Below are 21244 nucleotides of genomic sequence, written 5' to 3'. Positions count from 1 at the left end.
CGGTCAGCCCCGGGGCGGGTACGAGTAGAAGCCGGCGCCGGACTTCCGCCCCAGCTGGCCGGCGGCCACCATCCGCAGCAACAGCGGCGGCGGGGCGTAGAGCGGCTCCTTCAGCTCCTCGTACATCGACTCGGCGATGGCCGACACGGTGTCGAGACCGATCAGATCGGCGAGCTTGAGCGGGCCCTGCGGGTGCGCGCAGCCCAGCTCCATCCCGTTGTCGATGTCGTCCCTGCTCGCGGCGCCCGCCTCGAACATCCGCACGGCGGAGAGCAGATAGGGGATCAGCAGCGCGTTCACCACGAACCCGGAGCGGTCCTGCGCGCGGATGGCGTGCTTGCCCAGCACGCCGGTGACCAGCGCCTCGGCCCGCTTGACGGTGGCCTCGCTGGTGGTCAGCGCCGGGATCAGCTCCACCAGCCGCTGCACCTGCGCCGGGTTGAAGAAGTGCACCCCCAGTACCTGCGCCGGCCGGCCGGTGGCCACCGCCAGGTTGACCAGCGGAATCGCCGAGGTGTTGGAGGCGAGGATGGCGTCCTCCCGCGTCACCACCTGGTCGAGCACCTGGAAGATCTCCGTCTTCACCTGCTCGTTCTCCACCACCGCCTCGATCACCAGATCGCGGTCGGCGAACTCGCCCAGATCGGTGGTGAAGGTGAGCCGCTCCAGCGCGGCGTCCCGCTCGGGCACCGTGATCTTGCCGCGCTCGGCGGCCCGCTCCAGCGAGTTGACCAGCCGGGTGCGCCCGAGCTCCAGCGCCTCGCCCGTGGTCTCGGCGACCCGCACGTCGAGACCGGCGCGGGCGCACACCTCGGCGATGCCGGCTCCCATCTGGCCGCAGCCCACCACCCCAACGCGTTCGATATCCGTCACGCCTGCCCCTTCGCCGGTCCGTCCGCTTCTCGGGACCCGACGTTACCCCCGGTGCGCCCGGGGAGGACCGGCCGGGTCCGGTCCTCCCCGGCGGCGGTCAGTCGGCGGAGTCGCCGACGATCACGCCCCGGCCGTTGGTCCCGACATAGACCCGTCCGAAGACGTCGGGGTCGCCGGCGATGGCGTCGCCCGTATAGGCCCACTGGTGCTCGTCGTCGTTGATCCGGGTCCAGGAGGCGCCCGCGTCGGTCGAGCGGAAGACGCCGCGCGTCCCGTCCACCACCCCGCTGCTGTAGAGCGTCGGGTAGTCGGCGTCCGGCGCCGGGGCGCCGAGGCCGAGGGTGTTCGCCGCGATCCCGTCCACCTCGGTGAACGTGGCGCCGGCGTCCGTGGAGCGCCACAGGCCCTCGCCGGCCAGCCAGATGTCGCCACGCGCGCCGGGGACGGCGGTGAAGCGGACGTCCGCCTCGGCCGGCAGCCCGTCCGTCGCGCCGGGGGCGAAGCTCAGGCCGCCGTCGACGCTCACATAGAAGGTGCCTTCCAGGAAGCCGTAGAAGACCTCCGGGTCCACCCGGTCGGCCTCCACCCTGGCGCCGGCCGGGATGCCTTCGGCCTCCGTCCAGCCCTGGCCGAAGCCCGCGCTGCGGAGCACAGGGCCGCTCTCCGGGCTCCACACGAACGAGGCGCCGTCGGCCGCCGCCGCGACCGTGCCACCGGTCGCGCCCTCGGGGGCGGTGCCGGGGAACCAGTTGGCGCCGCCGTCGGTCGAGAACCCGATCGTCGGATCGGTGCCCTCGCCCACGTGGTGGCCGACCCTGACCACGGTGTTCGGGTTCAGCTCGGCGAAGTCGAGGCTGGTGGTGGTGCCGAAGCCGGGCGAGGCGTACATCGACTCGGGCACCGCGGTGATGTCGTCGTGGCGGAAGCCGCCGATGTCCCCGAGGCCGCTGAGCAGCTCCACCGCGCCCGGCGGCGCGGCCAGATCCAACACGGCGGTCTCCTCAAGGCCCTTGACCACGGGCCGGAGGGTGAATCCGGTGTCGCTGTCCCAGTTGGTCAGGTCGGTGGTGCCGAAGATGGTCGCGCCGGTGCCGTAGAGCAGCCGGTCGGAGTCGAACGGGTCGATCTCCATGCCCTCCGTCATCCAGCCCAGCTTGGGGACCTCCTCGGGCGGCGTCGGGTTCCCGTTGAAGTCCAGCCAGGGCACGGCGGAGATGTCGATGGTGTAGCGGTTGTCCCGCTCCGGGTAGTTGCCGAACTCCCACGCCCTGGTCCAGCTGTCGCCGCCGTCCGTCGAGCGGAACAGCTGGGTGTCGGGCCACCAGGAGCTGTAGCCGGTGACCATCAGCGTGCCCGGACTCTGCCGGTCGACGGTCAGCCCGCTGAAGCCGAAGTACCGGTCGTCGCCGGCCGGCACGGGGGAGATGTCCGTCCAGGTGCCCTCGGCGGTGTCGAGGCGCCAGACCTCGCCGTCCTCGCCGGCGTAGGGGCCGGAGTTGTCGCTGGTGGCGACGTACAGATCGCCGGTTGCCTCGTCCAACACCCCCTTGTGCGGCAGGAATCCGACCGGCTGCCCCGGCACCGGCTCCCAGGTGGCGCCGGCGTCGGTGGAGCGGTAGACGCTCTCCGCCAGGTCGGCGACCCCGGCGTAGAGGGTGGGCGTGGCGCTGCCAGCGCTGCCGGAGCGCAGGTCGAACGTCACCCAGGTGACGCCGATGACGTCGTCCTCGTAGCCCCAGGGGTCGTCCGGATTGAGCACGTAGTCACCGGGGTTGGGGAAGGAGCCGACCTCGCTCCAGGTGACCCCGGCGTCCGTGGAGCGCCACAGGCCCTCGCCGCTCGGCGCCCCCAGGTAGAGCACGTCGTTGTCGTGCGGGTCGACCGCCAGGCGCTCGCCCATGCCGCGGCCCGGCATGTTGCCGCCGAGCTTGAAGGGCAGCTCGCTGGTCTCCCAGGTCTCGCCCCGGTCCGAGGAGCGCAGGATCGCGCCGTTGGCCGGGTCCCAGTCGTTGGTGTAGGTGCCCACGGCGGCGTAGACCCGGTCCGGGTCGACCGGGTCGGTGGCCAGCGAGGCGACGCCGGTGTAGCCCCAGTCGTCCCAACCGACGTGGTCGAGCAGCGGAATCCAGGACTGGTCGGCCTCGTTCCACCGGTAGGCGCCACCGATGTCCGTACGGGCGTAGAAGAGGTCTGGTTCGGACCGGTTGAAGACGATGCTCGGTACGAAACCGCCACCGCCGATCTGGACGTTGTCCCAGGTGTAGCTCGCGGCGAGCGTCGGCTCGGCGTCGCCGCCGTGCTCCGGGCCGGTCGCGTCGCTCGCGTTGGCCGTGGCCAGGCCGCCGAGCAGACCGCCTACCATGGCAAGTCCCGCTACCAGCACTACCGTTGGTCTCCCTCTGCGCACGCTGTCGTCCTCTCCGTGCATGACCGCCCGAAGGCGGCGTGGGGGGTGGGCGATAACCGTGGGAGCGCTCCCGGAGATGTGCGCTGTTGATGCTAACTATCGAATGTTGTTCGCATAAGGGTGTGTCAAAGGCGGATCGACCGCATGGCATTCCGTCACTCTGTGCTGGGCATGGATAACGGACAAGAACGTCAGGGGGCAGTCATGGGTCGCAAGGGCCGGATCAGCCGCAGGAGCTTCGCGCTGGTCGCGATGGGCACGATGGCCGGCGCGTTGACGCCGGCCCAGGCCGGCGCCGCCGAGCGGGTCCCTCCCTCGGCTCCCGACGCGCGGCCGGCCGGCGGCGGTGCGGCGCCGCTCGCCGATGAGCTGCGCGGGATGTGGATCGCCTCGGTGAGCAACATCGACTGGCCGGCCAGCCCCGGGCAGTCCGCCGAAGCGGCCAGGGCGGATCTGCTGGAGCTGCTGGACGTGGCCGTCGGCTGGGAGTTGAACACGGTCTTCTTCCAGGTGCGGCCCACCGCCGACGCGTTCTGGCCCTCCCCGCACGAGCCCTGGTCCGAGTGGCTCACGGGCACCCAGGGGCAGGATCCCGGCTGGGACCCGCTGGCCTTCGCCGTCGAGGAGGCGCACGCGCGGGGCCTCGCGCTGCACGCCTGGTTCAACCCGTACCGCGTCGCCACCCACACCGACCGCTCCCGCCTCACCGCCGACCACCCGGCGCGGCGCAACAGCGACTGGGCCGTGGCCTACGGCGGCCGGCTCTACTACAACCCGGGCCTGCCCGAGGTCCGCGCCTTCGTCCAGGACGCGATGCTGGACGCGGTGGCCGGCTACGACATCGACGGCGTGCACTGGGACGACTACTTCTACCCCTACCCGGTGGCCGGCGAGTCCTTCGACGACGCGGACGCCTTCCGCGAACACGGCGGGGACTTCGACGATCTGGGGGACTGGCGCCGGCACAACATCGACCTGCTGGTGCGCGAGATGCGGGAGCGGGTGGCCGAGGCCAAGCCGGACATCCCGTTCGGCGTCAGCCCGTTCGCCGTCTGGCGCAACCGCTCGACGGACCCGCTCGGCTCCGACACCAGGGGCGGCGTCCAGACCTATGACGACCTCTACGCGGACGTCCGCACGTGGGTCAAGGAGGGCTGGATCGACTATGTGATCCCCCAGGTGTACTGGCATATCGGCAACGAGGCGGCGGACTACGCGGTGCTCGCCGCGTGGTGGTCCGACGTCGCGGACGGCACGGGCGTGGCGCTGTACCTCGGCGAGGCGGCCTACAAGGTCGGGGATCCGGCGCAGCCGGCGGCCTGGCAGGACCCGGCGGAGCTGTCCCGCCATCTCACGCTCTGCGCGGAGGAGCATCCGCAGGTGGGCGGGCATGTCTTCTACTCGGCCAAGCAGGTTGCGGCGGACCCGCTGGGGGCGATCAGCCGCGTCTACGAGGACCACTACCGGGCTGCCGCCGGGGGCTGAGCGGAGCGCCTGCGCGGCGCGGCGTGCGGGTGGACGGGTGGTTGGTCGGGGGGTGGGCCAGGTGGGAAGGCGCGGGTGTGCGTGGGGTCGGGTGGCGGGCCTTCTGCCCCGAGTTGGAGGTCCGGCCCTGGCGGGCAGGTGGCGGGTGGCGGGCCGTGCGTGGGCTGGGTCGGTGGGGGGTGGACAACGAGCCGCGACCGGAGACCGGGTCGCCTACGCCGTGAGGTCAGCCGCCGCATCTGGACAAAGGAGGCCAGCAGATGACCAGCCACAACTCTCGCGTGGACGGTGAGGTCTGGGACCCCTTCGGCACACTCAACCGCACGTTGTGGATCGGAGGCGGCCAATGGGCCGGCAAGTCGACCGTCGCCCGACTGCTGGCCGTTCGATACGGCGTCACCGTCTACCACTACGACTACCACGACGCCCGCGGTCACAACGATCGCAGGATCGCCCGCCGCGTCGCTCTCGGCGAGTGCGCCACCGCGCCTGACCTGGACACGATGTGGGTCCACACCACTCCGGAAGAGATGACCACCGACACCCTGGGCGGATTCCCTGACAGGTTCCAATGGGCTCTCGACGACCTACGCGCGCTCGTGTCCGGCCGCCCCATCATCGCCGAGGGCTGGGGACTACGACCCGAACTCGTCGCACCCATCATCGACTCACCGCGCCGGATGATCGTCATGGTGCCCACACCTGAGTTCCGCGACCAGCAGGTCCGCGAACTACCCCGAGCCGCCTCGCTCGGGCAACAGGTCAGCGATCCCGCCCGAGCACAGGCCAACCGACTGGCCCGCGACCGACTCGTCGCCCAGGACGCCGCCCGCCAGGCCCACCAGCTCGGTATCCGCGTGATCGCCATCGACGGTTCCCGCGACGCCGCCGCGATCGCGGAGACCATCGCCGATCATTTCGCCCCCTACCTCCCAGAGCAAGATCACAAGCCCTGATCGTCAGGGGCATTACGACCCTGATCCACCGGGAGGCGTACGAGGACGCCGGGGCGGCGTACGAAGCGGCGGCCGGGTTCGACGACGAGATCGAGAACGGGCCCGCCGCGGCCCACTACGCGCATCTTGGCCTGCGGAAGGCCCGAGGCAAAGGCTTCGGCATCGTCCACGGGCACGTATCCCCATGCTGCTCCGGCATCGGTGTCCCAGAAACGGCGGGTGTTGGCGGAAACCGCATACACCGTCTCGAAACGCACATCCTGAGCGGCGCGGGCTGCCCGGGCGAAGCCGAGGCAATCGCGGGGGCTCAACCAGTGGACAGATGTCGTCGTTCGCTCGGCGCGTCCTCAAAGCTCCGGATCCGCAGGCACACCACCGACAGGCCGAACTTGTCCGCGTACAGGCGCCCGAGCGCCTCCACCGCGACCGGATAGAAGCCGCTCACACGATTGCTGCTGGCCAGCACGACCCGCCGCACCCCCTCCAACACGTTGTGGGTCGCCCGGACATTCGCGTCCAGCAGCTCAGGCAAGGGCGCCTCGTCAGGCGCCCCACCCAGATGCACCACCGCGTCCACTTCCTTCGGGGCGGCAGCCACCGCTTCAGGGCCACGCGGATCAATCCGTTGAACGCCTTCTGCCACTCCTCGGGTTATCACCCGAGAGGACGCCGAAGCTGCCATCGCGATCCGGCAGGGCACGCCGGTCCGAGCCATCCACATCGTTCTGCGGGGCGTCTTCCGAGCCCTTCGGCAGGAACGCGTGATCTTCCGTGCCCCATCCACGGACTCGCCTTCTCCGGCGTTACCACGGTGCCGCCGCCGGCTTGGCGGTCTCCTCGATGGGTCTGGGAGCGACACCACCGCCATGCGACACATCACGCGGCCCACCCGGAGCGAACCGCGAAGCTCCCACGGTGACGCTCGGGTCACCGGAGCTTGGAGGCTTCAAGGCACCGCAGACGCGCCGAGTGCTTCCGCCATGGCTCTCCCGCTGTCAGAGCCTCCCAAACAGAGCCTGCCGCGCACGTGTCAGGACGGTAACCGGGGCGATCTCTCGGTGGAGACCAATCAAGTAGCCGGCAGCACTCTTTCGCTGTTCCATCGCGGTACGCCGTGCTGTTCGCGTTGCGGAAAGCAGTTGAACGGCGACCGCGCCGCCAGCCCCAATGATCGGGGAGGTCTGCATGGCGTGAGCGGCGAGAGCGGCGACCGCGGGTAGCTCCAGTGATTTCAGTCCGAACACCGCGCGCGCAGGCGCCAAGCCGAGTGATCGCAGGCCGCGTTCGAGTTCCTGCGCGGGTTTCGTCAGGTCGCGTCCGACCATGGAATCCAGCCGCGCGCGGACGATTCCCGGGTCCTTGATGCCATCGAGGCGGACGAATTCCTCGCCCAGTGCATCGATGTGCGTGCGGAAGGCGTCGAACTCGTCACTCAGCGCTTGCCGCGCTTGGACGATTCTCTCCACGGGCACGTGCTCAAGGTCGGCGGGAATGACCGCTTGTACCGCCGCGCAGGCATACAGCACCGCTGATGGGCCGCTTGCGGGAGGGGTCTCTTGTAGAAGGGCGGCGCTGAGGTCGTCCACCGTCCAGTGTCTCGGCAGAGCGAAGAACTGTGGGTCATGGGTCACCGGGGTCAAGGAATTGGCCTCGGCGATCTCGTTCGCCAACGCGCAGGAGTAGACAGAGACCATCTGCGGGCGCATGCCGATCCATTGCATGTCATCCCGGACTCCGGTCAAAGGGTCGAAGCGCGTCCGCTTGGCGAGCCCCAGTTCGCAAAGACGATCGACGAATGGAGTTGGTGGGCTCCAGTTCGAGATCGCGTCTGCCAGCTCGGGGGTTTCGGGCGGGAGTCCCTGCCCGATGCGTTCCTGAGCTTCCCGCAGGATTTGTTCCCACTCGCGGTAGTCGAATGATGCGGGAACTCCGAGTTGCGAAGTATGGATCCACGCGAAACGCGACTCATTCAGGTGCCATGGATTGCCAACCTCGTTCCCGAAACCCCCCACTTCTGGAGGGTACGGGGGGAGACGGTACTGTTCGCGCAGTCGATCTTCTTCTCGGTCCACTAATGCTTCGAACCTGCGCGCTACAGCCACGGCGTGTGGGCCGGGGTCGACATCGCGCAGGAAGTCGAGTTCGTCGCGCAGGACTACGGCCGTCTCCGAGTCCTGGACGGGGTACCTCGGTGGCCGCACCCGCGCGACCTGCGGCAGGTAAAGTGCCGCAGCTTTGAGCCACGTATCGTCACGGACGTGAAAATACGGGTAGTAGAGCCCAATCTCGTGCATGTATCCCTCCCGGAGGAGTGCGGCCCGGCAGTCAAAGAACAATCGTGTTCAACATCGGCTGCCCGGACCAGCCCTTCTCCTCAATGAGCCCACGGGGCACTGAGCGCGGCGGGCCTCGTCCGCCGCGAGGGCGGCGTGGGGGCCACCCCTTCGGCTGAGCCGAGCTTCGGTGGCACTGAGTTGGCGTCGGCCGAGGTGGTGGGCTTCAGGCTTCCCCGGGGTCGTCTCCGGTGGGGCGGTCGCCGTGTGGGCCCCCGGAGGGGACGGCGCAGGCGGGGGTGGAGCCCGGCATGCGGTGGCGGTTGTTGGCGATGGCGCGGTAGACGCCGTGGGCGAGCCAGCTGATCGGGGGGAGGGTGAGCAGCGCGCCGAGGGGCGCCCACCAGCGGCCGGCGGAGAGCAGGGTCTTGGCGACGGCCCTCGCCCCGCCGTACACCCGGCCCACCGGGGTCACCCAGAGGACCTCGTGCTGGGCGCGCTCCGCGTCGATCCCCAACTCGTCGAGGTCGGCGAACTGCCAGGCCACGACGGAGCAGTCGGGCCCGACCCGCCGCTCGGCGAAGAGCACGGAGGCGGTGCAGAAGCCGCAGTCGCCGTCATAGACGAGTACTGGTCGCGTGCGCATGCCCCCATGGTGCCGGTCCGGGGTCGTGGGGGTGGTGGCGGGCTCCCGTTCATCCCAGCCGCAGACTCCAACGTCCGCGTCCGCCGCTGAGGCTGACCACCGAGAGCGGATAGACCTCCGTACGCCAGTAGGAGGCCGGTGGCGCCTTGAGCGCGTACAGCATCGCGGCTCTGATCACGGTGGGCTCGGTCACGGCCACCACCAGGCCGTCGCCCTCGATGGGCCGGGTGTCCAGCCAGCCGCCGATCCGCGAGACGAAGGCCAGCAGCGACTCGCCGCCGTGCGGGGCGGATCTGGGGTCGGCCAGCCAGGCGTCGACGGACTGCGGCTCGCGCGCGGTCACCTCCTGTAGCGTCCGCCCCCGCCAGCGGCCCATATCGCAGTCCCGCAGGGCGGGTTGGGCCAGCGGGGACAGGCCGAGCGCCTCACCGGTCTGTCGACTGCATGGCGTCGGCGAGCAGTAGCGCAACTCGGCGGCGGCCAGCGGCAGCAGCGCGGGGATCGCCCGTTCCAGCGCCAACCAGCCGGCCGCGTCGAGCGGCCGTTCATCGTCGAAACGGGCGTCCAGGAGGGAGGAACTGCGGGCAGCGGCGATCAGCGTGACCAGCATGGCGCGATGGTACGAACACATGAAGGAGTAGACCACTACTCGCGCGTTAAATCTCCGCGATCCAGGAGAGCGCCCCGCGACGCGGCTGCTGAACGCCGAGGCGCGATGTCACGCTCTGTGCGCAGTTGATTTCAGCCATGGCGCGGGTCCGGCCGTCAGTCCGGCGGGGGAGCGGGGGCGGGGCGGATGGCCGTCATGGCGGAGATCTCCCTGATGTCGCGACCCGTGAGGGTGATCTGCCCGCCGCCCCTGTTGTGCGGGAACTCCCGTACCCGCGCCTTGCGGCGGATCCAACTGGCCGACCAGGGCAGCCATTTGGCGGCCTCCTCCGGGGTGTAGTGGAAGAGCTCGCCCTCCGGGGAGCCGGGGGGCGGCACCTCACGTCCGGGGACGGCCTCGACGGCGGGGTCGTCGTCGTTGCGGAGCAGGTCGCTGATCGGCACCCCGAGGGTGGAGGCGATGCGTTGCAGCGTCACCTCGCTGGCGCCGGCGAGGCCGCGTTCCAGGCGTGAGAGATGGCCTCGATCAAGGCCGGTGAGTCGGGCGAGGTCACGAAGGCTGAGCCGCCGAACCGTGCGGATGGCCCGAATCGCGGTGCCGTTCGGTGTCACGTTCAGAGGATAAGGCCACCGATGTTTAGTGAGCAACTATTCATGCTTAGTTTCTGCACGTCAGGGGCTTGTGGTTGTGTATTTGAGACACCCACTTGGCATGACGCAACCATATGGCGCTGTACATGCTGCTCAATGGCCGATTTTGGGCCTGTCGCGTTGCACAGAGGTGCGGCAACATAGATTTCATGACTCAAGACTGGGCACGGCTGGGAACGTTGTTGAAGCAGGCGCGGGAAGGGCGTGGGCTCCAACAGAAGTTTGTCGCCAAGTCCCTCAAAGTGGAGCGCGGCGCCATCTACAACATCGAGAAGGGCGCGATCAAGAAGCTCACCGGCACCATTCACCACTACGCCGAGCTGGTCGGGTGGAACGCGGAGTCGCTGGGCGCCGTGCTCGAAGGCGGCGAGCCGGACACGGCCGGCGAGGCGGAGCGCGCCTCCGGCGCCGGCCGGCGGGCGGACACCACGGGCTCCGCCGCCGACGGCAACACGGGCGGTCTCTCCCTCCTGGTGCGCAAGGCCATGTACGAGGGCGAGTTGATCGACTCCGACGTGGAGTCCGTCCGCACCCCGAACGGCGAGATCAGGGTGGCCATCGTCGCCCGAGGCGTCCCCGGCGCGTCCGGCGCGCAGCTGGACGAGGCGGGCGAGGTCTGGGCGCGGCTGCGCACCGCGATCAACCGGGCCTTCGACGAGGAGCAGGGCGGCTCGGGCGGCTGACGGCCGGCCGGGCGGCGGGCCGGACGCCCCGGGCACCGGCCGGGCCTGGGCGTCCGGCGGCGGCCGGGGACGGAGACGTCCGAGGCCGGGCGCACGGATCGCGGTGAGCCCGTCCGGGGTGCATCTCACTGAACCTTTACGGGCCCTGCATGCCTCGTGGATCGTCGCCGAAGCTCCGGAGCGCGGCCCGCCTTCCGTTCGGGTGCCCCGGCGCGAAAGCCTGGGCCCATGACCCTTGTCCTGCCGCCCCGGCTCACCGCGTCCGCCGCCTCGGTCCGTGCCGCGGCCGAGCGCCGTGGGCTCGCCACCGTGGTGCTGCCGTCCTTCGCCGTGCCGCCGGGTCTGCGCGCCCGACATCTGCACGCGGGGCCCTCCTTCGCCGACGCGGTGGCCCCCGCCCTGGGCATCGCCGCCCTCCAGGCCCCCGGCGACTGGCTCGCCACGCTGCCCCGCGCCCACACCGGGCGCGAGATCACCCTGATGCCGCTCGCGCGGGCGCACGCGCTGCGGCGCCCGGTGTTCGTCAAGTCGCCGAACGACAAGTCGATACCGGCACGGGTCTATCCCGACGGTTCCCGGCTGCCGGGGCTGGACGCGTTCGCGCCGGAGACCGAGGTGCTGGTCAGCGATATCGTCGCGTTCTCCGCCGAGTACCGGCTCCATGTGCTGGACGGCGCCGTGCACACCGGCAGCCAGTACGCCGAGGACGGCCGACCGCGCCGGGGGCCGCTGCCCCCGGCGGCGCTGGCCTTCGCCGCCGACCTGCTCGCCGAGCGGGGGCACACGCTGCCCTCGGCGATCGTGGTGGACATCGGTCCGACCGGCGGCCGGTGGGCGGTGATCGAGGCCAACGCGGCCTGGGCCAGCGGGATCTACGCCGGCGACCCGGACCGCGCACTGGACGTGGTGCTCCGCGCCGCCCGTCCGCTCTCCGCCGTGGACGCGCGCGACCGGCCGTTCGTCCGCACCGTGCCCGGGCGCGGCGGACGTCGATGACGCGGCGTTCGGTCCGCGTCGGTGTGCGCCGGGGGCTGTCATCGACGACCCGGTGGGCCGGACACAGACCCCGGTCTCGGTCAGCGGGGCTTCACGGTGGAAGACGAGGGCCTCCTGGCGGTCGGCGGTAGCTGTCCCAATCCCCACCGAACCCCCGGAAGGCCCTCACCCGTTCAAGCACCCGGCACGCGTGTCGCCGACGTCCCGGGACAGAACACCTAAGGCGTCGCCCGCCACTCGCCCGTGGTGGCGAAGCGTTCGAGGGTGCCCTCGTAGGGGGTCGGGTCGAGCCCGCGCTTCGCGAGCCACGCCGCGTCCAGGTGGGTCCGCCGGTAGGGCGCGGCGCCGTCGCCGGCGACGGTGACCACGCTGCCGCTCTCGCCGGCCTCGGCCATCCGCCGCACCAGCTGGCAGGCGCCCCACAGGCCGGTGCCGGCGGCGGGGCCGACGGCGAGGCCGGCGCGGTCGTCGAGCCAGCGCATGGCCGCCACGGAGGCGCCGTCCGGCACGGGGAGGACCAGGTCGATCACCGAGGGCGTGAAGCCGGGCTCGATCCTGGGCCGGCCGATGCCGGGGATGCGCGACGGCATGCCGGTGGCGTAGTCCGCGCAGTCGCTCGCCCAGCCGGGGAAGTACGCCGAGTGCTCCGGGTCCACCACGGCCAGCCGGGTGCCGGGGGAGTGCGCCCGCAGATGGCGCCCGCAGGTGGCCGAGGTGGCGCCGGTGCCGGCGCCGGTCACCAGCCAGCGGGGCGTCGGGTGCGCGGTGTCGCGCAGTTGGCTGAGCACCTCCTCGGCGAGGGAGGGGCCGCCGTGTTCGGCGAGGGCCGGCGTGGCCTCGGCGAAGTGGTCCAGGAGATGGCCGCCGAGATCGCGCGCCACCGACGCGGCCTCCGCGCCCAGCGCGGCCGGCGGCTGCCGCGCCAACTGCCAGCGCCCGCCCTCCCGTTCGATCCTGGCGCGCACCGCGGGCGGCGCTCCCCTCGGCACCACGGCGGTGAACGGGAGCCCCAACAGCCGGGCGAAGTACGCCCCGGCGACGGCGACCGCCCCCGCGGTGCCGACGACCACCGGAACGCCGGCGCCGAGGTGCCCGCCGGCGATCGCGCGGTGGTAGAGGGCGCGCACCAGGCGGTGCTTGACGCTGCCGGTGGGCTGCGCCGACTCGTCCTTGAGGTGGACCTCGATGTCGGGGAACGCGGGCAGCGGCAGCGCGCGGAGCGGCGTCGGGCCATGGCTCGCCGCCTCGGCGCGCAGCCGGGCGACGGCCTCGACGGCCCAGGTCATGGCGCCTCCCCGTGTCATGGCCCCCTCCTCCGTGACCGGGAGGCTACCGGTCCCGGCGCAGGACGAACCAGAAGGTGGGCATCTCGTTGGTGCCGGCAGTGGTTCGGGTCAGCTCCCAACCGGCGAACCGGGCGCGAAGTTCGTCGGCCGTGACGCCGGAGACCGGATCGTCGAACGCCTCGGGGCCGTATCCGAACATCAGCAGCCAGGCGCCCGGCGCCGCGCGGTCGGTGAGGCCGGCGGCATAGGCGTCGCGGCGGTGCGGTGGGATGCCGCAGTAGCAGCTCAGGTCGAAGAACAGCTGGTAGGGCCCCGGTGCGTCGAGGCCGTCGAGTCGGGTCGCGTCGCCGTGCAGCAGCCGGAGCGACACCCCCGCGGCGGCGGTCTTCGCCTCGGCCCGGCGGATGGCCCGCTCGACCAGGTCGACACCGACCACGTCCCAGCCGTGCCGGGCCAGATAGACGGCGTTGGTGCCTGTGCCACAGCCGAGTTCGAGGGCTCGGCCGGCCGGCAGCGCGTCGGGCCCCTCGACCAGGGCGACCAGCTCGGGCGGGGTCACCCCGGTGTCCCACGGCGGGCTGCCGGAGCGGTAGTAGTCCTCCAACTCCCGGCGGACGGCGTGCTCCTGGGCGCTCGGAGCGGCGAGCCCACCGCCGCCCTCTCGTGCGGTGCCGCGCGGTTCGGTCATCGTGGTCTCCAAGAATTTAGAGCATGACTCTAGTGTTCCACTCTAGATATAGGCTCGGCGCATGGACCCCGTCAAGCGGCCGGACAAACGGGCGGAGCGCGCGCGGCACACCCGCGAGAAGATCGTCGGAGCGGCGCTGGAGCTGTTCGTCGCGCAGGGCTACGGCGCGACGAGCCTGCAACAGGTCGCGGACCGCGCCGGCGTGGCGGTTCAGACGATCTACTTCGTCTTCCGCAACAAGCGCACCCTGTTCAAGGGCGTCGTGGACGCCTCCATCGCTGGCGACGTCGAACCCGTCGCCACCCTGGACCGCCCGTGGTTCCGTGCCGCCTGCGCCGCCCCCACGGCACCCGAGCAACTGCGCGCGCAGGTGCGGGGTGCCCGTGGGGTCCTCGAACGGGTCGCGCCGATCATGCCGTTGATCGCCGCCGCCTCGGCCACCGACCCGGAGATCGCCGCGCAGTGGCCGCAGGGCCAGGACCCGCGCTACACCGTGCACCGGGTGGCGGCCGAGGCGTTGGTCCGCAGGCCGGACGTCCGCCCCGAGATCTCCGTCGACACCGCCGCCGACCTGCTGTTCGGCCTGCTCAGCCCGGAGATGTACCTGATCTTCGTCCGCGATCGCGGCTGGTCGCCGGACGCGTGGGAGGAGTGGGCCTACTCCACCCTGCGCGCCCAGCTCTGCGCCGACGCGCCCTAGGCGCGTAGGCGCGGCGGCCCGCGCCCCGATACCGAGGCGTCACGCCGTGAGCAGCCGCTCGCTCAGCTCCCAGAGCCGCTCGGCCGACTTCGGGTCGACCGCGTGCGGCACCACATCGGTGACCAGGATCGGCTCGACGCCGAAGACGATGGGCGACGGGTCCTCGTCCAGCGCTGAGATGTCGTTGTCCCGCAGATAGACCCCGCCGATCCCGCTCAGCAGCGGGCTGGTCGCCGCGAACACCGTGGTGCTGGCGCCCTGTTGGGCGGTCTTCTGGCCGCGCTCCGGGGCGATGATCGGCCGGCCGGCCTCGTCGATCAGCCCCATGGCCCGCAGCGGCTCCTCGTCCGCCGCCCCGCTGTCGCGGTCCGCCGGGCCGAGACCGGTGCCGACGATGATGCCGGGGTGCACGGCGTAGCCACGGATGCCGTCCGGGGCCCAGCGCCGATCCAGCTCGACGGCGAACAGCACATTGCCGGTCTTGGACTGGCCGTAGGCGAGCATGCCGTCGTAGCCGGAGGTGAAGTGCGGGTCGTCCCAACGGATGTCGGAGAGCCGATGCCCAGCGGACGTCACCATGACGACCCGGGCGCCGTGCGCGGTGCGCAGCGCGGGCAGCAGGGCCGACGTCAGCTGGAAGTGGCCGAGATGGTTGGTCGCGAACTGCGCCTCGTAGCCCCGGGCGTCGCGCGCCAGGGGGCCGCCCATGATGCCGGCGTTGTTGATCAGGATGTGCAGCGGGCGGCCGGACGCCAGGTACCGGGCGGCGAAGGTGTCGACCGAGGCCGGGTCGAGGAGGTCGAGCCGGTCGACCTCGACACGCTCGATCCCGGCCAACGCGGAGGCGGCGCGGTCGGGTTGACGCGCGCCCACGGTGACGGAGGCGCCGGCGGCGCTGAGCGCCCGGGTGGCCTCCAGGCCGATCCCGACGTGGCCACCGGTGATGACGACGTCGCGGCCGGACAGGTCGATGCCTCGGAGCACCTCTTCGGCGGTCGAGGCGGCGGTGAAGCCGGATCCCAGGGGGCGTTGGTGGTGAGTCATGCCCTCCACTCTGCGCGGAACCGCGCGCACGATGAATCATTGACGGTCCGTATTTGTTGCGTGAGAGTACGGATATGACCGGCGACCAGCTGTCCGAGGTGTTCGAACTCGTCGAGGTGCGCGGCCAGATGACGGGCGGCTTCGCCGTCCGGGGCCCCTGGGTGACGCGTGCGGCGCTGCCCGGTCAGCTCAAGTTCATGGCGATGGCGCGCGGCCGGGCCCGGCTGACCGCCGACGGCCTCGACGGGCCGATCGAGCTGGGGCCCGGCGATGTCGCCGTGCTGAACGACATCTCATGGCTGGAGCTGGCGGGCGGCACCGGCGAGGGGCCGCGCCGCGAGATCGCGCCCACGCCGGGCTTCCCCTCCAGCGTCCTGCTGGGCGCCGACGGTGACCTCGACGATGTCCTCTTCGGCGGTCGCGTCGAACTCAACCCGGTCGGGCGGGCGTTGCTGACACGCGCGCTGCCACCGGTCGGCCACGTCAGGGGCGTGACGGCGGCCAGCCTGCGCGCGATCCTCGACCGGCTCTTCGCGGAGGTGACGGCCGACCGGGTGGGCTCGGCGTTCGCGATCCGCCAGTACGGTCAACTCCTGCTGCTCGAAGTGCTGCGCGCCTATCTCGACCAGGCCGAACTCCCGCCCGGCTGGCTGCGGTTGCTCACCGACGAGCGGCTGCGTCCCGCGCTCGGCCGGATGCACGCCGAGCCCGGCAGGACCTGGCGTCTTGAGGAGTTGGCGCACGCCGCCGCGATGTCAAGGACGTCGTTCGCCGAACGCTTCCGGACCACGGCCGGCGTGCCACCGCTCACCTATCTCCACCGCTGGCGGATGCTGCTGGCCCGGCGCGCCCTGCGGGACGGGGATGTCCGCGTCGGCTCGCTGGCGGCCGAGTTGGGCTACGGCTCGGAGAGCGCGTTCAGCACCGCCTTCAAACGGGAGGTGGGCGAGTCGCCGCTGCGCTACCGCGACCGGGCGCGCGGCTGAGCCCGTACGCGGGCGGCTCAGCCGAGGTCGGGGAGCAGCCGTGCCACCTCGGCCGCGATGGCGTCGATCGCGCGGCCGTCCGTCGCCACCCGCACCGCGCCGACCCCGGCGGCCTCCAGCCGCCCGGCCTCGCGCGCCGCCGCCTCGGCGTGGCGGCGCAGCTCCCCGGGCGAGCGGCCGAGCAGCGGGTCGCCGGGCAGCCGGGGGCCGACGCCCCGGCCGCGCAGCTGGACGCGTTCCCTGAGCACGTCGGCGCCGGCGTGCAGCCTGACCAGGGTGAACCTGCCATCCGGCAGGGCCTCGGCATAGCCGCGCACCGTCTCCTGATCGTCCACCTCGCCGGCGAGTATCAGACAACGAGCCCCCGCCGCACGGTAGTTGGGCCAGAGGGCGGCCAGCGCCCGGGCCCGCAGCCGGTGGCCGGCCGGGTCGTTCGCCCGGCCGTTCGCCGGGGTGGGGTGGAGGAAACCGAGCTGGCCGAGGTCCACCTGCGCCGCCGTGACCCCGGTGGCGAAGAGCCGGGCGAAGACCGCCCAGGCGACCTCGGACTTGCCGACGCCACTCGCGCCGCAGAGCCAGAGCACCGGCACCGGCCTCGGCACCGGGCCCGACGGGCGGTCGGCGGCGGGTGCCGGGCCGGGCGGGGACGCGGTCGCCGGCCCCGGCCAGCCGCCGGCGCGCTCCAGCACCCGCGGCGCCGTCTCGGCGACGGAGAGCCCCGTGACGTCGAGGTCGAGGTCGGCGAAGGTGCTGTGGTCCAGTGCCGCGGCGGTCCGCTCGTTCTCCGCCAGCAGCTCCGGCCGCCATCCCCGGCCCAGGAACCGGGCCCGCAGCTCGTCGATCCCGACATGGAGGCGGCAGAGGGTGAGGGCCGCGTCCGGCACCGCCTCGGCGTACCGGGACACCTCGGCCGCGTGCCGCACCCCGCCGGAGAGGACCAGGCAGCTGGCCCCGGCCGCGTGCAGGGTCCGCGCCATGGCGCCGACGTTGCTCGCCTTGACGCGGTGGGTCCCCGGATCGTCGGCCGGCGCCGGATAGCAGAGGCCGACCTGGTCGGCGTCGAGATAGCCGGCGACGATCCCGGCCCGGCCGAGCCGGGTGAAGATCTCCCAGCCCACCGAGGTCTTGCCGACGCCCGAGGGACCGCAGAGCCAGAGCAGGGGAAAACCGTCGGTCATCCGAGGGACGGTAGCCACCGCCGACGCCCGCTGGCGACCGGATTTCCGTCCCCCGTACCGCGGTTGTCACGGAGCCGATCGCCCCAGCAGACTGAGCCCCCATGAGCAGCGAGGACGAGGCCGTACTGACCGACGACGGGACCCGGCTCTGGGCGACGCGGGTGGGGGAGGGCGCTCCCGTGATCCTCTGCCATGGCGGCCCGGGCCTGTGGGACTTCCTGGACGAGCTGGCCGCGCTGCTGGCCGACCGGGCCACCGTGCACCGCTGGGACCAACGGGGCTGCGGACGCTCGCAGCGGCGCGGCCCCTACTCGCTGGCCCGGTCGGTGGCCGATCTCGACGCCGTGCGCCGCCACTTCGGCCTCGACCGGATGGCGCTGCTCGGCCACTCCTACGGCGCCCAGCTGGCGCTGCGGTACGCGCTCGACCATCCCGGGCGGGTGAGCGCGCTGGCCTATGTCTCCGGCACCGGAATCGACGACCGCACCACCTGGCGGCCGGCCTACCGGCAGAACCTCCGCGCCAACCTCGGGCAGCACCTGGCGCGTTGGGAGACGCTGGGCGACCGGGAGCGCACCGAGGCCGAGGAACGGGAGTGGTGCCTGTTGCAGTGGTCCGCCGACTACGCCGACCGGGAGCGGGCGCTGGCCCTGGCCGAGGCGTCGGCCACGCCCTGGTTCGCGGTGAACCACGCGTGCAACACGACCATCGGCGCCGAGGTCGACCGCGTCTCGGGCACCCCCGAACTGCGGGCGGAATGCGAGCGGTTGGACGTGCCGGTGCTGATCGTGCACGGGGCTGAGGACATCCGGCCGAACACGGCGCTCGACTCGCTGGCCGAGGCCCTTCCCCGGGTCTCCCGGACGCTGCTCGACGGCGCGGGACACCTGCCCTGGGTGGAGGACCCGAACGGTTTCCGCTCCACGGTCGGCGACTTCCTGGCCATGCCCTGAGGGACTAGCGTCAGGTCCCATGATCGTATGGCTCAACGGCACCCATGGCGCCGGCAAGACGACGACCAGTGCGCTGGTGCAGCAACTCCTCCCGGACTCCCGGGTGTTCGACGCCGAGAAGGTGGGCGAGACGCTCATGGACATCTCGCCGGGGCTGCCGGGGACGGACAACTTCCAGCACTGGCCGCCATGGCGGCCACTCGTGGTGGAGACCGCCCGCCACGTACTCGACTACACCGGCGGCACCCTGGTGATGCCCATGACGGTCCTGGTCGAGCGGTACTGGCGCGAGATCAGCACGGGTCTCGCGCACCACGGCATCCCGGTACGGCACTTCGTCCTCCACGCCGACCAGGAGACCCTCCGCGGGCGCATCGCGGGCGACACCGTTCTCGGCCCCGACTCCCCGTTCCGTCTCCAGTACCTTGAGCCCTACGCCGAGGCGGCCCGCACCTGGCTCCACGCCGAGGCCGAGGTCGTCGACACCACCCACCTCACCCCCGCCCAAGCCGCCCAGCGGATCGCGGAGGCCGTCAAGGGCTGACGCCGGCCCGCCGCGCGAGGCCGGGGCGTCGACGCTGCCACTGATTGCATAAAACTGTTGCGCTACGTATAGTCATGCCATCGGTAGGAGGAGGCGATGGTAGTGCGTGCTGCGGTGGCGGGCGCCAGTGGCTATGCGGGGGGCGAGATTCTCCGGCTGCTGCTGGGACACCCCGAGGTACGGATCGGAACCCTGACCGGGAACAGCAGCGCCGGGCAGCGGCTGGGGAGTGTGCAGCCGCATCTGGTGCCGCTGGCCGACCGCGTGGTGGAGCCGACCACGCCGGGAACGCTCAAAGGTCACGATGTGGTCTTCCTCGCGCTGCCGCACGGCCAATCGGCCGCCGTGGCCGAGGAGTTGGGCGATGCCGCGCTGATCGTCGACTGCGGCGCCGACTTCCGGCTGCGGGACGCGGCCGACTGGGAACGCTTCTACGGCACCCCGCACGCCGGCACCTGGCCGTATGGCCTGCCCGAGCTGCCGGGCGCGCGCGACGCGCTGCGCGGCGCCCGCCGGGTGGCCGTCCCGGGCTGCTACCCGACCGCCGTCAGTCTGGCGCTCTTCCCCGCCTATGCCGCGGGGCTGGTCGAGCCCGAGGCGGTGATCGTCGCCGCCACCGGCACCTCGGGCGCCGGCAAGGCGCTCAAGCCGCATCTGCTCGGCAGCGAGGTGATGGGCTCGATGAGCCCCTACGGCGTCGGCGGCGGCCACCGGCACACCCCGGAGATGGCGCAGAACCTCGCCGCCGTGGCCGGCCGGCCGGTCACCGTCTCCTTCACCCCGACGCTCGCGCCCATGGCGCGCGGCATCCTCGCCACCTGCTCGGCCCGCGCCGTCCCCGGGGGCGACGCCGGGGCGCTGCGCGAGGTCTACGCCAAGGCGTTCGCCGGCGAGCGCTTCGTCCAGCTGCTGCCCGAGGGGCAGTGGCCCACCACCGCGGCCGTCACCGGCTCCAACGCGGCGCTGGTGCAGGTCGCGCTCGACGAGGCCGCCGGCCGGGTGGTCGTCATCAGCGCCATCGACAACCTCACCAAGGGCACGGCGGGCGGCGCCGTGCAGAGCATGAACATCGCCCTGGGACTGCCCGAGGAGTCGGGGCTCCCGCTGACCGGCCTCGCCCCGTGAGCGTGACCGCGCCGGCCGGCTTCACGGCCGCCGGGGTGGCCGCTCGGCCGGGCGGCGAGGGGGCACCGGATCTGGCGCTGGTGGTCAACGAGGGGCCGACACGGGCGGCGGCCGGCGTGTTCACCAGCCACCGCCTCCCGTCGGCGCCGGTGTTGTGGTCCGCGCAGGTGCTGCGCGGCGGCGCGGTCGGCGCCGTGCTGCTCGACACGGCCAACGCCCACGCGTGCACGGGACCGCTCGGCTTCCAGGACGTGCACGCCGTCGTCGAGCGCACCGCGCTGGCGGTGGGCCGCGACGCCGCCCAGGTGGCCTTCGCCGCCACCGGCCGGATCGGCGTCCGGGCGTCCCTGGGGACGCTGCTGCCCGCCGTCGATCTGCTCGCCGAGCGGGCTCACGAGTTCGGCGGGGAGCGGGCCGCCCAGGCCCTCGCCCCCGCGCCCGGCCCGCCCGTCACCGCGGCCGTCAGGGGCGAGGGCTGGACGGTGGGCGGGATGGTCGCCGGCGCCGCGCCGACCAGCTCGCCCGTGGTGCTCACCACCGACGCCGAACTGCCGGCGCCGGCGCTTGAGCACGCCCTGCGCCCCGCCCTCGGGGCCACGTTCCACCGGATCGGCGCCAGGACCGCCGCCTCCCCCGGCGACACGGCCCTGCTGTTGGCCTCGGGCGCCTCCCGCCGCGCCCCGGACGAGGCCGAGTTCGCCGACGCGGTGCGCCGGGTCTGTGCCGACCTCGCGCGCCAGGCGGTGCGGAGCGCGCCCGGCGCGACCAAGGAGATCGAGATCGAGGTGCGCGGCGCGGCCACCGAGGAGGACGCCCTCGCCGTGGGGCGCGCCATCGCCGGCGACGACCCGCTGCGCCACGCCATCCACCGCGAGGACCCCGACTGGGGCCGGATCGTCGCCGCCCTCGGCGGCGCGGACGCGGCCTTCGAACCACACCGCCTGGCCGTCACGTTGGGCGGAGTCCAGGTCTGCCGCGACGGGGCGGCCGGCGACGACGCCGCCCTGGTGGACCTGCGCTTTCGCGCGGTGGCGATCGCCGTCGACCTGGGCGTGGGGACGCGCTCCGCCACCGTGTGGACCACCGATCTGCCGGCGGCGGGAGCCGCCGCGCCCTGAGCGCCCCACCCCCAGCCCGAACGACCCTCCAGAGCCGAAAGCT

General features: G+C 72.4%; 22 protein-coding genes. 10 read left to right on the top strand and 12 right to left on the bottom strand.

The annotated features are described in order from the left end of the window. Positions 1-3 precede the first annotated feature (3 nt). Positions 4-873, bottom strand: a complete 870-nt coding sequence (locus tag K4G22_RS01965) for a 3-hydroxybutyryl-CoA dehydrogenase (RefSeq protein ID WP_228077859.1) — start codon at positions 871-873, stop codon at positions 4-6. 97 nt (positions 874-970) lie between these two features. After that, entirely contained in the window at positions 971-3235 is a 2265-nt protein-coding gene (locus K4G22_RS01960) for a xyloglucanase (protein ID WP_322785072.1), read from the bottom strand. Between the two features lie 249 nt (positions 3236-3484). Here K4G22_RS01960 and K4G22_RS01955 point away from each other — a divergent pair, with 249 nt between their 5' ends. Further along, positions 3485-4765: a glycoside hydrolase family 10-like protein gene (locus tag K4G22_RS01955; RefSeq protein ID WP_228077857.1), complete on the top strand. Its 1281-nt coding sequence runs from the start codon at positions 3485-3487 to the stop codon at positions 4763-4765. A 260-nt stretch (positions 4766-5025) separates the two neighbouring features. Beyond that, complete coding sequence (locus tag K4G22_RS01950) at positions 5026-5721, top strand: hypothetical protein (RefSeq protein WP_228077855.1); 696 nt, start codon at positions 5026-5028, stop codon at positions 5719-5721. Here K4G22_RS01950 and K4G22_RS01945 read toward each other — a convergent pair. The 6 genes from K4G22_RS01945 to K4G22_RS01920 form a co-directional block, all read right to left on the bottom strand. After that, complete coding sequence (locus K4G22_RS01945; protein WP_228077853.1) at positions 5709-5978, bottom strand: hypothetical protein; 270 nt, start codon at positions 5976-5978, stop codon at positions 5709-5711. The two genes, K4G22_RS01950 and K4G22_RS01945, sit on opposite strands and share 13 nt — an antisense overlap. 50 nt (positions 5979-6028) lie before the next feature. Beyond that, positions 6029-6364 (bottom strand): NAD-dependent epimerase/dehydratase family protein, encoded by a 336-nt coding sequence (locus tag K4G22_RS01940; RefSeq protein WP_228077852.1) that lies wholly within the window; start codon positions 6362-6364, stop codon positions 6029-6031. 352 nt (positions 6365-6716) lie between these two features. Then, the gene (locus K4G22_RS01935) at positions 6717-8015 is read right to left on the bottom strand and encodes a DUF6236 family protein (protein WP_228077851.1); all 1299 of its coding nucleotides are present in this window, start codon (positions 8013-8015) and stop codon (positions 6717-6719) included. Between the two features lie 205 nt (positions 8016-8220). Further along, complete coding sequence (locus tag K4G22_RS01930) at positions 8221-8640, bottom strand: thiol-disulfide oxidoreductase DCC family protein (RefSeq protein WP_228077850.1); 420 nt, start codon at positions 8638-8640, stop codon at positions 8221-8223. Positions 8641-8689: 49 nt separating this feature from the next. After that, positions 8690-9250, bottom strand: a complete 561-nt coding sequence (locus K4G22_RS01925; protein ID WP_228077849.1) for a histidine phosphatase family protein — start codon at positions 9248-9250, stop codon at positions 8690-8692. A 155-nt stretch (positions 9251-9405) separates the two neighbouring features. Then, positions 9406-9861, bottom strand: a complete 456-nt coding sequence (locus K4G22_RS01920) for a helix-turn-helix domain-containing protein (protein WP_228077847.1) — start codon at positions 9859-9861, stop codon at positions 9406-9408. Positions 9862-10049: 188 nt separating this feature from the next. On the opposite strand from K4G22_RS01920, the gene K4G22_RS01915 reads away from it, so the two are divergent. Both K4G22_RS01915 and K4G22_RS01910 read left to right on the top strand, forming a co-directional pair. Then, on the top strand, positions 10050-10583 hold the full coding sequence (locus tag K4G22_RS01915) for a helix-turn-helix domain-containing protein (protein WP_228077845.1): 534 nt from the start codon (positions 10050-10052) through the stop codon (positions 10581-10583). Between the two features lie 228 nt (positions 10584-10811). Beyond that, positions 10812-11579 carry an ATP-grasp domain-containing protein gene (locus K4G22_RS01910; protein WP_228077844.1) on the top strand — a complete coding sequence of 256 codons (768 nt, stop codon included), beginning with the start codon at positions 10812-10814 and terminating at the stop codon, positions 11577-11579. A 218-nt stretch (positions 11580-11797) separates the two neighbouring features. Here the strand turns inward: K4G22_RS01910 and K4G22_RS01905 are convergent, their stop codons facing one another. Both K4G22_RS01905 and K4G22_RS01900 read right to left on the bottom strand, forming a co-directional pair. Beyond that, complete coding sequence (locus tag K4G22_RS01905; protein WP_228077840.1) at positions 11798-12883, bottom strand: pyridoxal-phosphate dependent enzyme; 1086 nt, start codon at positions 12881-12883, stop codon at positions 11798-11800. Positions 12884-12908: 25 nt separating this feature from the next. Then, positions 12909-13553 (bottom strand): class I SAM-dependent methyltransferase, encoded by a 645-nt coding sequence (locus tag K4G22_RS01900; RefSeq protein ID WP_228077836.1) that lies wholly within the window; start codon positions 13551-13553, stop codon positions 12909-12911. A gap of 61 nt (positions 13554-13614) precedes the next feature. On the opposite strand from K4G22_RS01900, the gene K4G22_RS01895 reads away from it, so the two are divergent. Beyond that, complete coding sequence (locus K4G22_RS01895) at positions 13615-14253, top strand: TetR/AcrR family transcriptional regulator (RefSeq protein ID WP_228077835.1); 639 nt, start codon at positions 13615-13617, stop codon at positions 14251-14253. 39 nt (positions 14254-14292) lie between these two features. Here K4G22_RS01895 and K4G22_RS01890 read toward each other — a convergent pair whose 3' ends face one another. Continuing rightward, a complete protein-coding gene (locus K4G22_RS01890) occupies positions 14293-15297 on the bottom strand; it encodes an SDR family NAD(P)-dependent oxidoreductase (RefSeq protein WP_228077834.1) in 1005 nt (334 codons plus the stop codon). A gap of 74 nt (positions 15298-15371) precedes the next feature. Between K4G22_RS01890 and K4G22_RS01885 the strand changes: the two genes are divergently transcribed. After that, entirely contained in the window at positions 15372-16283 is a 912-nt protein-coding gene (locus tag K4G22_RS01885) for an AraC family transcriptional regulator (RefSeq protein WP_228077828.1), read from the top strand. A gap of 17 nt (positions 16284-16300) precedes the next feature. Here K4G22_RS01885 and K4G22_RS01880 read toward each other — a convergent pair whose 3' ends face one another. Continuing rightward, on the bottom strand, positions 16301-17461 hold the full coding sequence (locus tag K4G22_RS01880; RefSeq protein ID WP_228077827.1) for an ATP-binding protein: 1161 nt from the start codon (positions 17459-17461) through the stop codon (positions 16301-16303). A gap of 101 nt (positions 17462-17562) precedes the next feature. Between K4G22_RS01880 and K4G22_RS01875 the strand changes: the two genes are divergently transcribed. From K4G22_RS01875 to K4G22_RS01860, 4 genes are all read left to right on the top strand, one after another. Then, a complete protein-coding gene (locus K4G22_RS01875; protein WP_228077825.1) occupies positions 17563-18414 on the top strand; it encodes an alpha/beta fold hydrolase in 852 nt (283 codons plus the stop codon). A gap of 19 nt (positions 18415-18433) precedes the next feature. Beyond that, the gene (locus K4G22_RS01870) at positions 18434-18958 is read left to right on the top strand and encodes an AAA family ATPase (protein ID WP_228077823.1); all 525 of its coding nucleotides are present in this window, start codon (positions 18434-18436) and stop codon (positions 18956-18958) included. 96 nt (positions 18959-19054) lie between these two features. Beyond that, a complete protein-coding gene (gene argC, locus K4G22_RS01865) occupies positions 19055-20083 on the top strand; it encodes an N-acetyl-gamma-glutamyl-phosphate reductase (protein WP_228077822.1) in 1029 nt (342 codons plus the stop codon). Then, the gene (locus tag K4G22_RS01860; RefSeq protein WP_228077820.1) at positions 20080-21201 is read left to right on the top strand and encodes a bifunctional ornithine acetyltransferase/N-acetylglutamate synthase; all 1122 of its coding nucleotides are present in this window, start codon (positions 20080-20082) and stop codon (positions 21199-21201) included. Before argC ends, K4G22_RS01860 begins: the two co-directional genes overlap by 4 nt. Positions 21202-21244: the final 43 nt, after the last annotated feature.

It is taken from the genome of Streptomyces profundus (genome assembly GCF_020740535.1).
GTDB classification, from domain to species: Bacteria; Actinomycetota; Actinomycetes; order Streptomycetales; family Streptomycetaceae; genus Streptomyces; species Streptomyces profundus.
This window is presented reverse-complemented; position numbering and strand designations above follow the sequence as displayed.

Excerpts from the sequence above, each read along its gene's own strand:
- K4G22_RS01960 (WP_322785072.1), bottom strand. The coding sequence starts at position 3,235 with ATGGTAGGCGGTCTGCTCGGCGGCCTGGCCACGGCCAACGCGAGCGAC.
- K4G22_RS01955 (WP_228077857.1), top strand. The coding sequence starts at position 3,485 with ATGGGTCGCAAGGGCCGGATCAGCCGCAGGAGCTTCGCGCTGGTCGCG.
- K4G22_RS01950 (WP_228077855.1), top strand. The coding sequence starts at position 5,026 with ATGACCAGCCACAACTCTCGCGTGGACGGTGAGGTCTGGGACCCCTTC.
- K4G22_RS01935 (WP_228077851.1), bottom strand. The coding sequence starts at position 8,015 with ATGCACGAGATTGGGCTCTACTACCCGTATTTTCACGTCCGTGACGAT.
- K4G22_RS01930 (WP_228077850.1), bottom strand. The coding sequence starts at position 8,640 with ATGCGCACGCGACCAGTACTCGTCTATGACGGCGACTGCGGCTTCTGC.
- K4G22_RS01925 (WP_228077849.1), bottom strand. The coding sequence starts at position 9,250 with ATGCTGGTCACGCTGATCGCCGCTGCCCGCAGTTCCTCCCTCCTGGAC.
- K4G22_RS01915 (WP_228077845.1), top strand. The coding sequence starts at position 10,050 with ATGACTCAAGACTGGGCACGGCTGGGAACGTTGTTGAAGCAGGCGCGG.
- K4G22_RS01910 (WP_228077844.1), top strand. The coding sequence starts at position 10,812 with ATGACCCTTGTCCTGCCGCCCCGGCTCACCGCGTCCGCCGCCTCGGTC.
- K4G22_RS01905 (WP_228077840.1), bottom strand. The coding sequence starts at position 12,883 with ATGACACGGGGAGGCGCCATGACCTGGGCCGTCGAGGCCGTCGCCCGG.
- K4G22_RS01900 (WP_228077836.1), bottom strand. The coding sequence starts at position 13,553 with ATGACCGAACCGCGCGGCACCGCACGAGAGGGCGGCGGTGGGCTCGCC.
- K4G22_RS01895 (WP_228077835.1), top strand. The coding sequence starts at position 13,615 with ATGGACCCCGTCAAGCGGCCGGACAAACGGGCGGAGCGCGCGCGGCAC.
- K4G22_RS01890 (WP_228077834.1), bottom strand. The coding sequence starts at position 15,297 with ATGACTCACCACCAACGCCCCCTGGGATCCGGCTTCACCGCCGCCTCG.
- K4G22_RS01885 (WP_228077828.1), top strand. The coding sequence starts at position 15,372 with ATGACCGGCGACCAGCTGTCCGAGGTGTTCGAACTCGTCGAGGTGCGC.
- K4G22_RS01880 (WP_228077827.1), bottom strand. The coding sequence starts at position 17,461 with ATGACCGACGGTTTTCCCCTGCTCTGGCTCTGCGGTCCCTCGGGCGTC.
- K4G22_RS01875 (WP_228077825.1), top strand. The coding sequence starts at position 17,563 with ATGAGCAGCGAGGACGAGGCCGTACTGACCGACGACGGGACCCGGCTC.
- K4G22_RS01870 (WP_228077823.1), top strand. The coding sequence starts at position 18,434 with ATGATCGTATGGCTCAACGGCACCCATGGCGCCGGCAAGACGACGACC.
- argC (WP_228077822.1), top strand. The coding sequence starts at position 19,055 with ATGGTAGTGCGTGCTGCGGTGGCGGGCGCCAGTGGCTATGCGGGGGGC.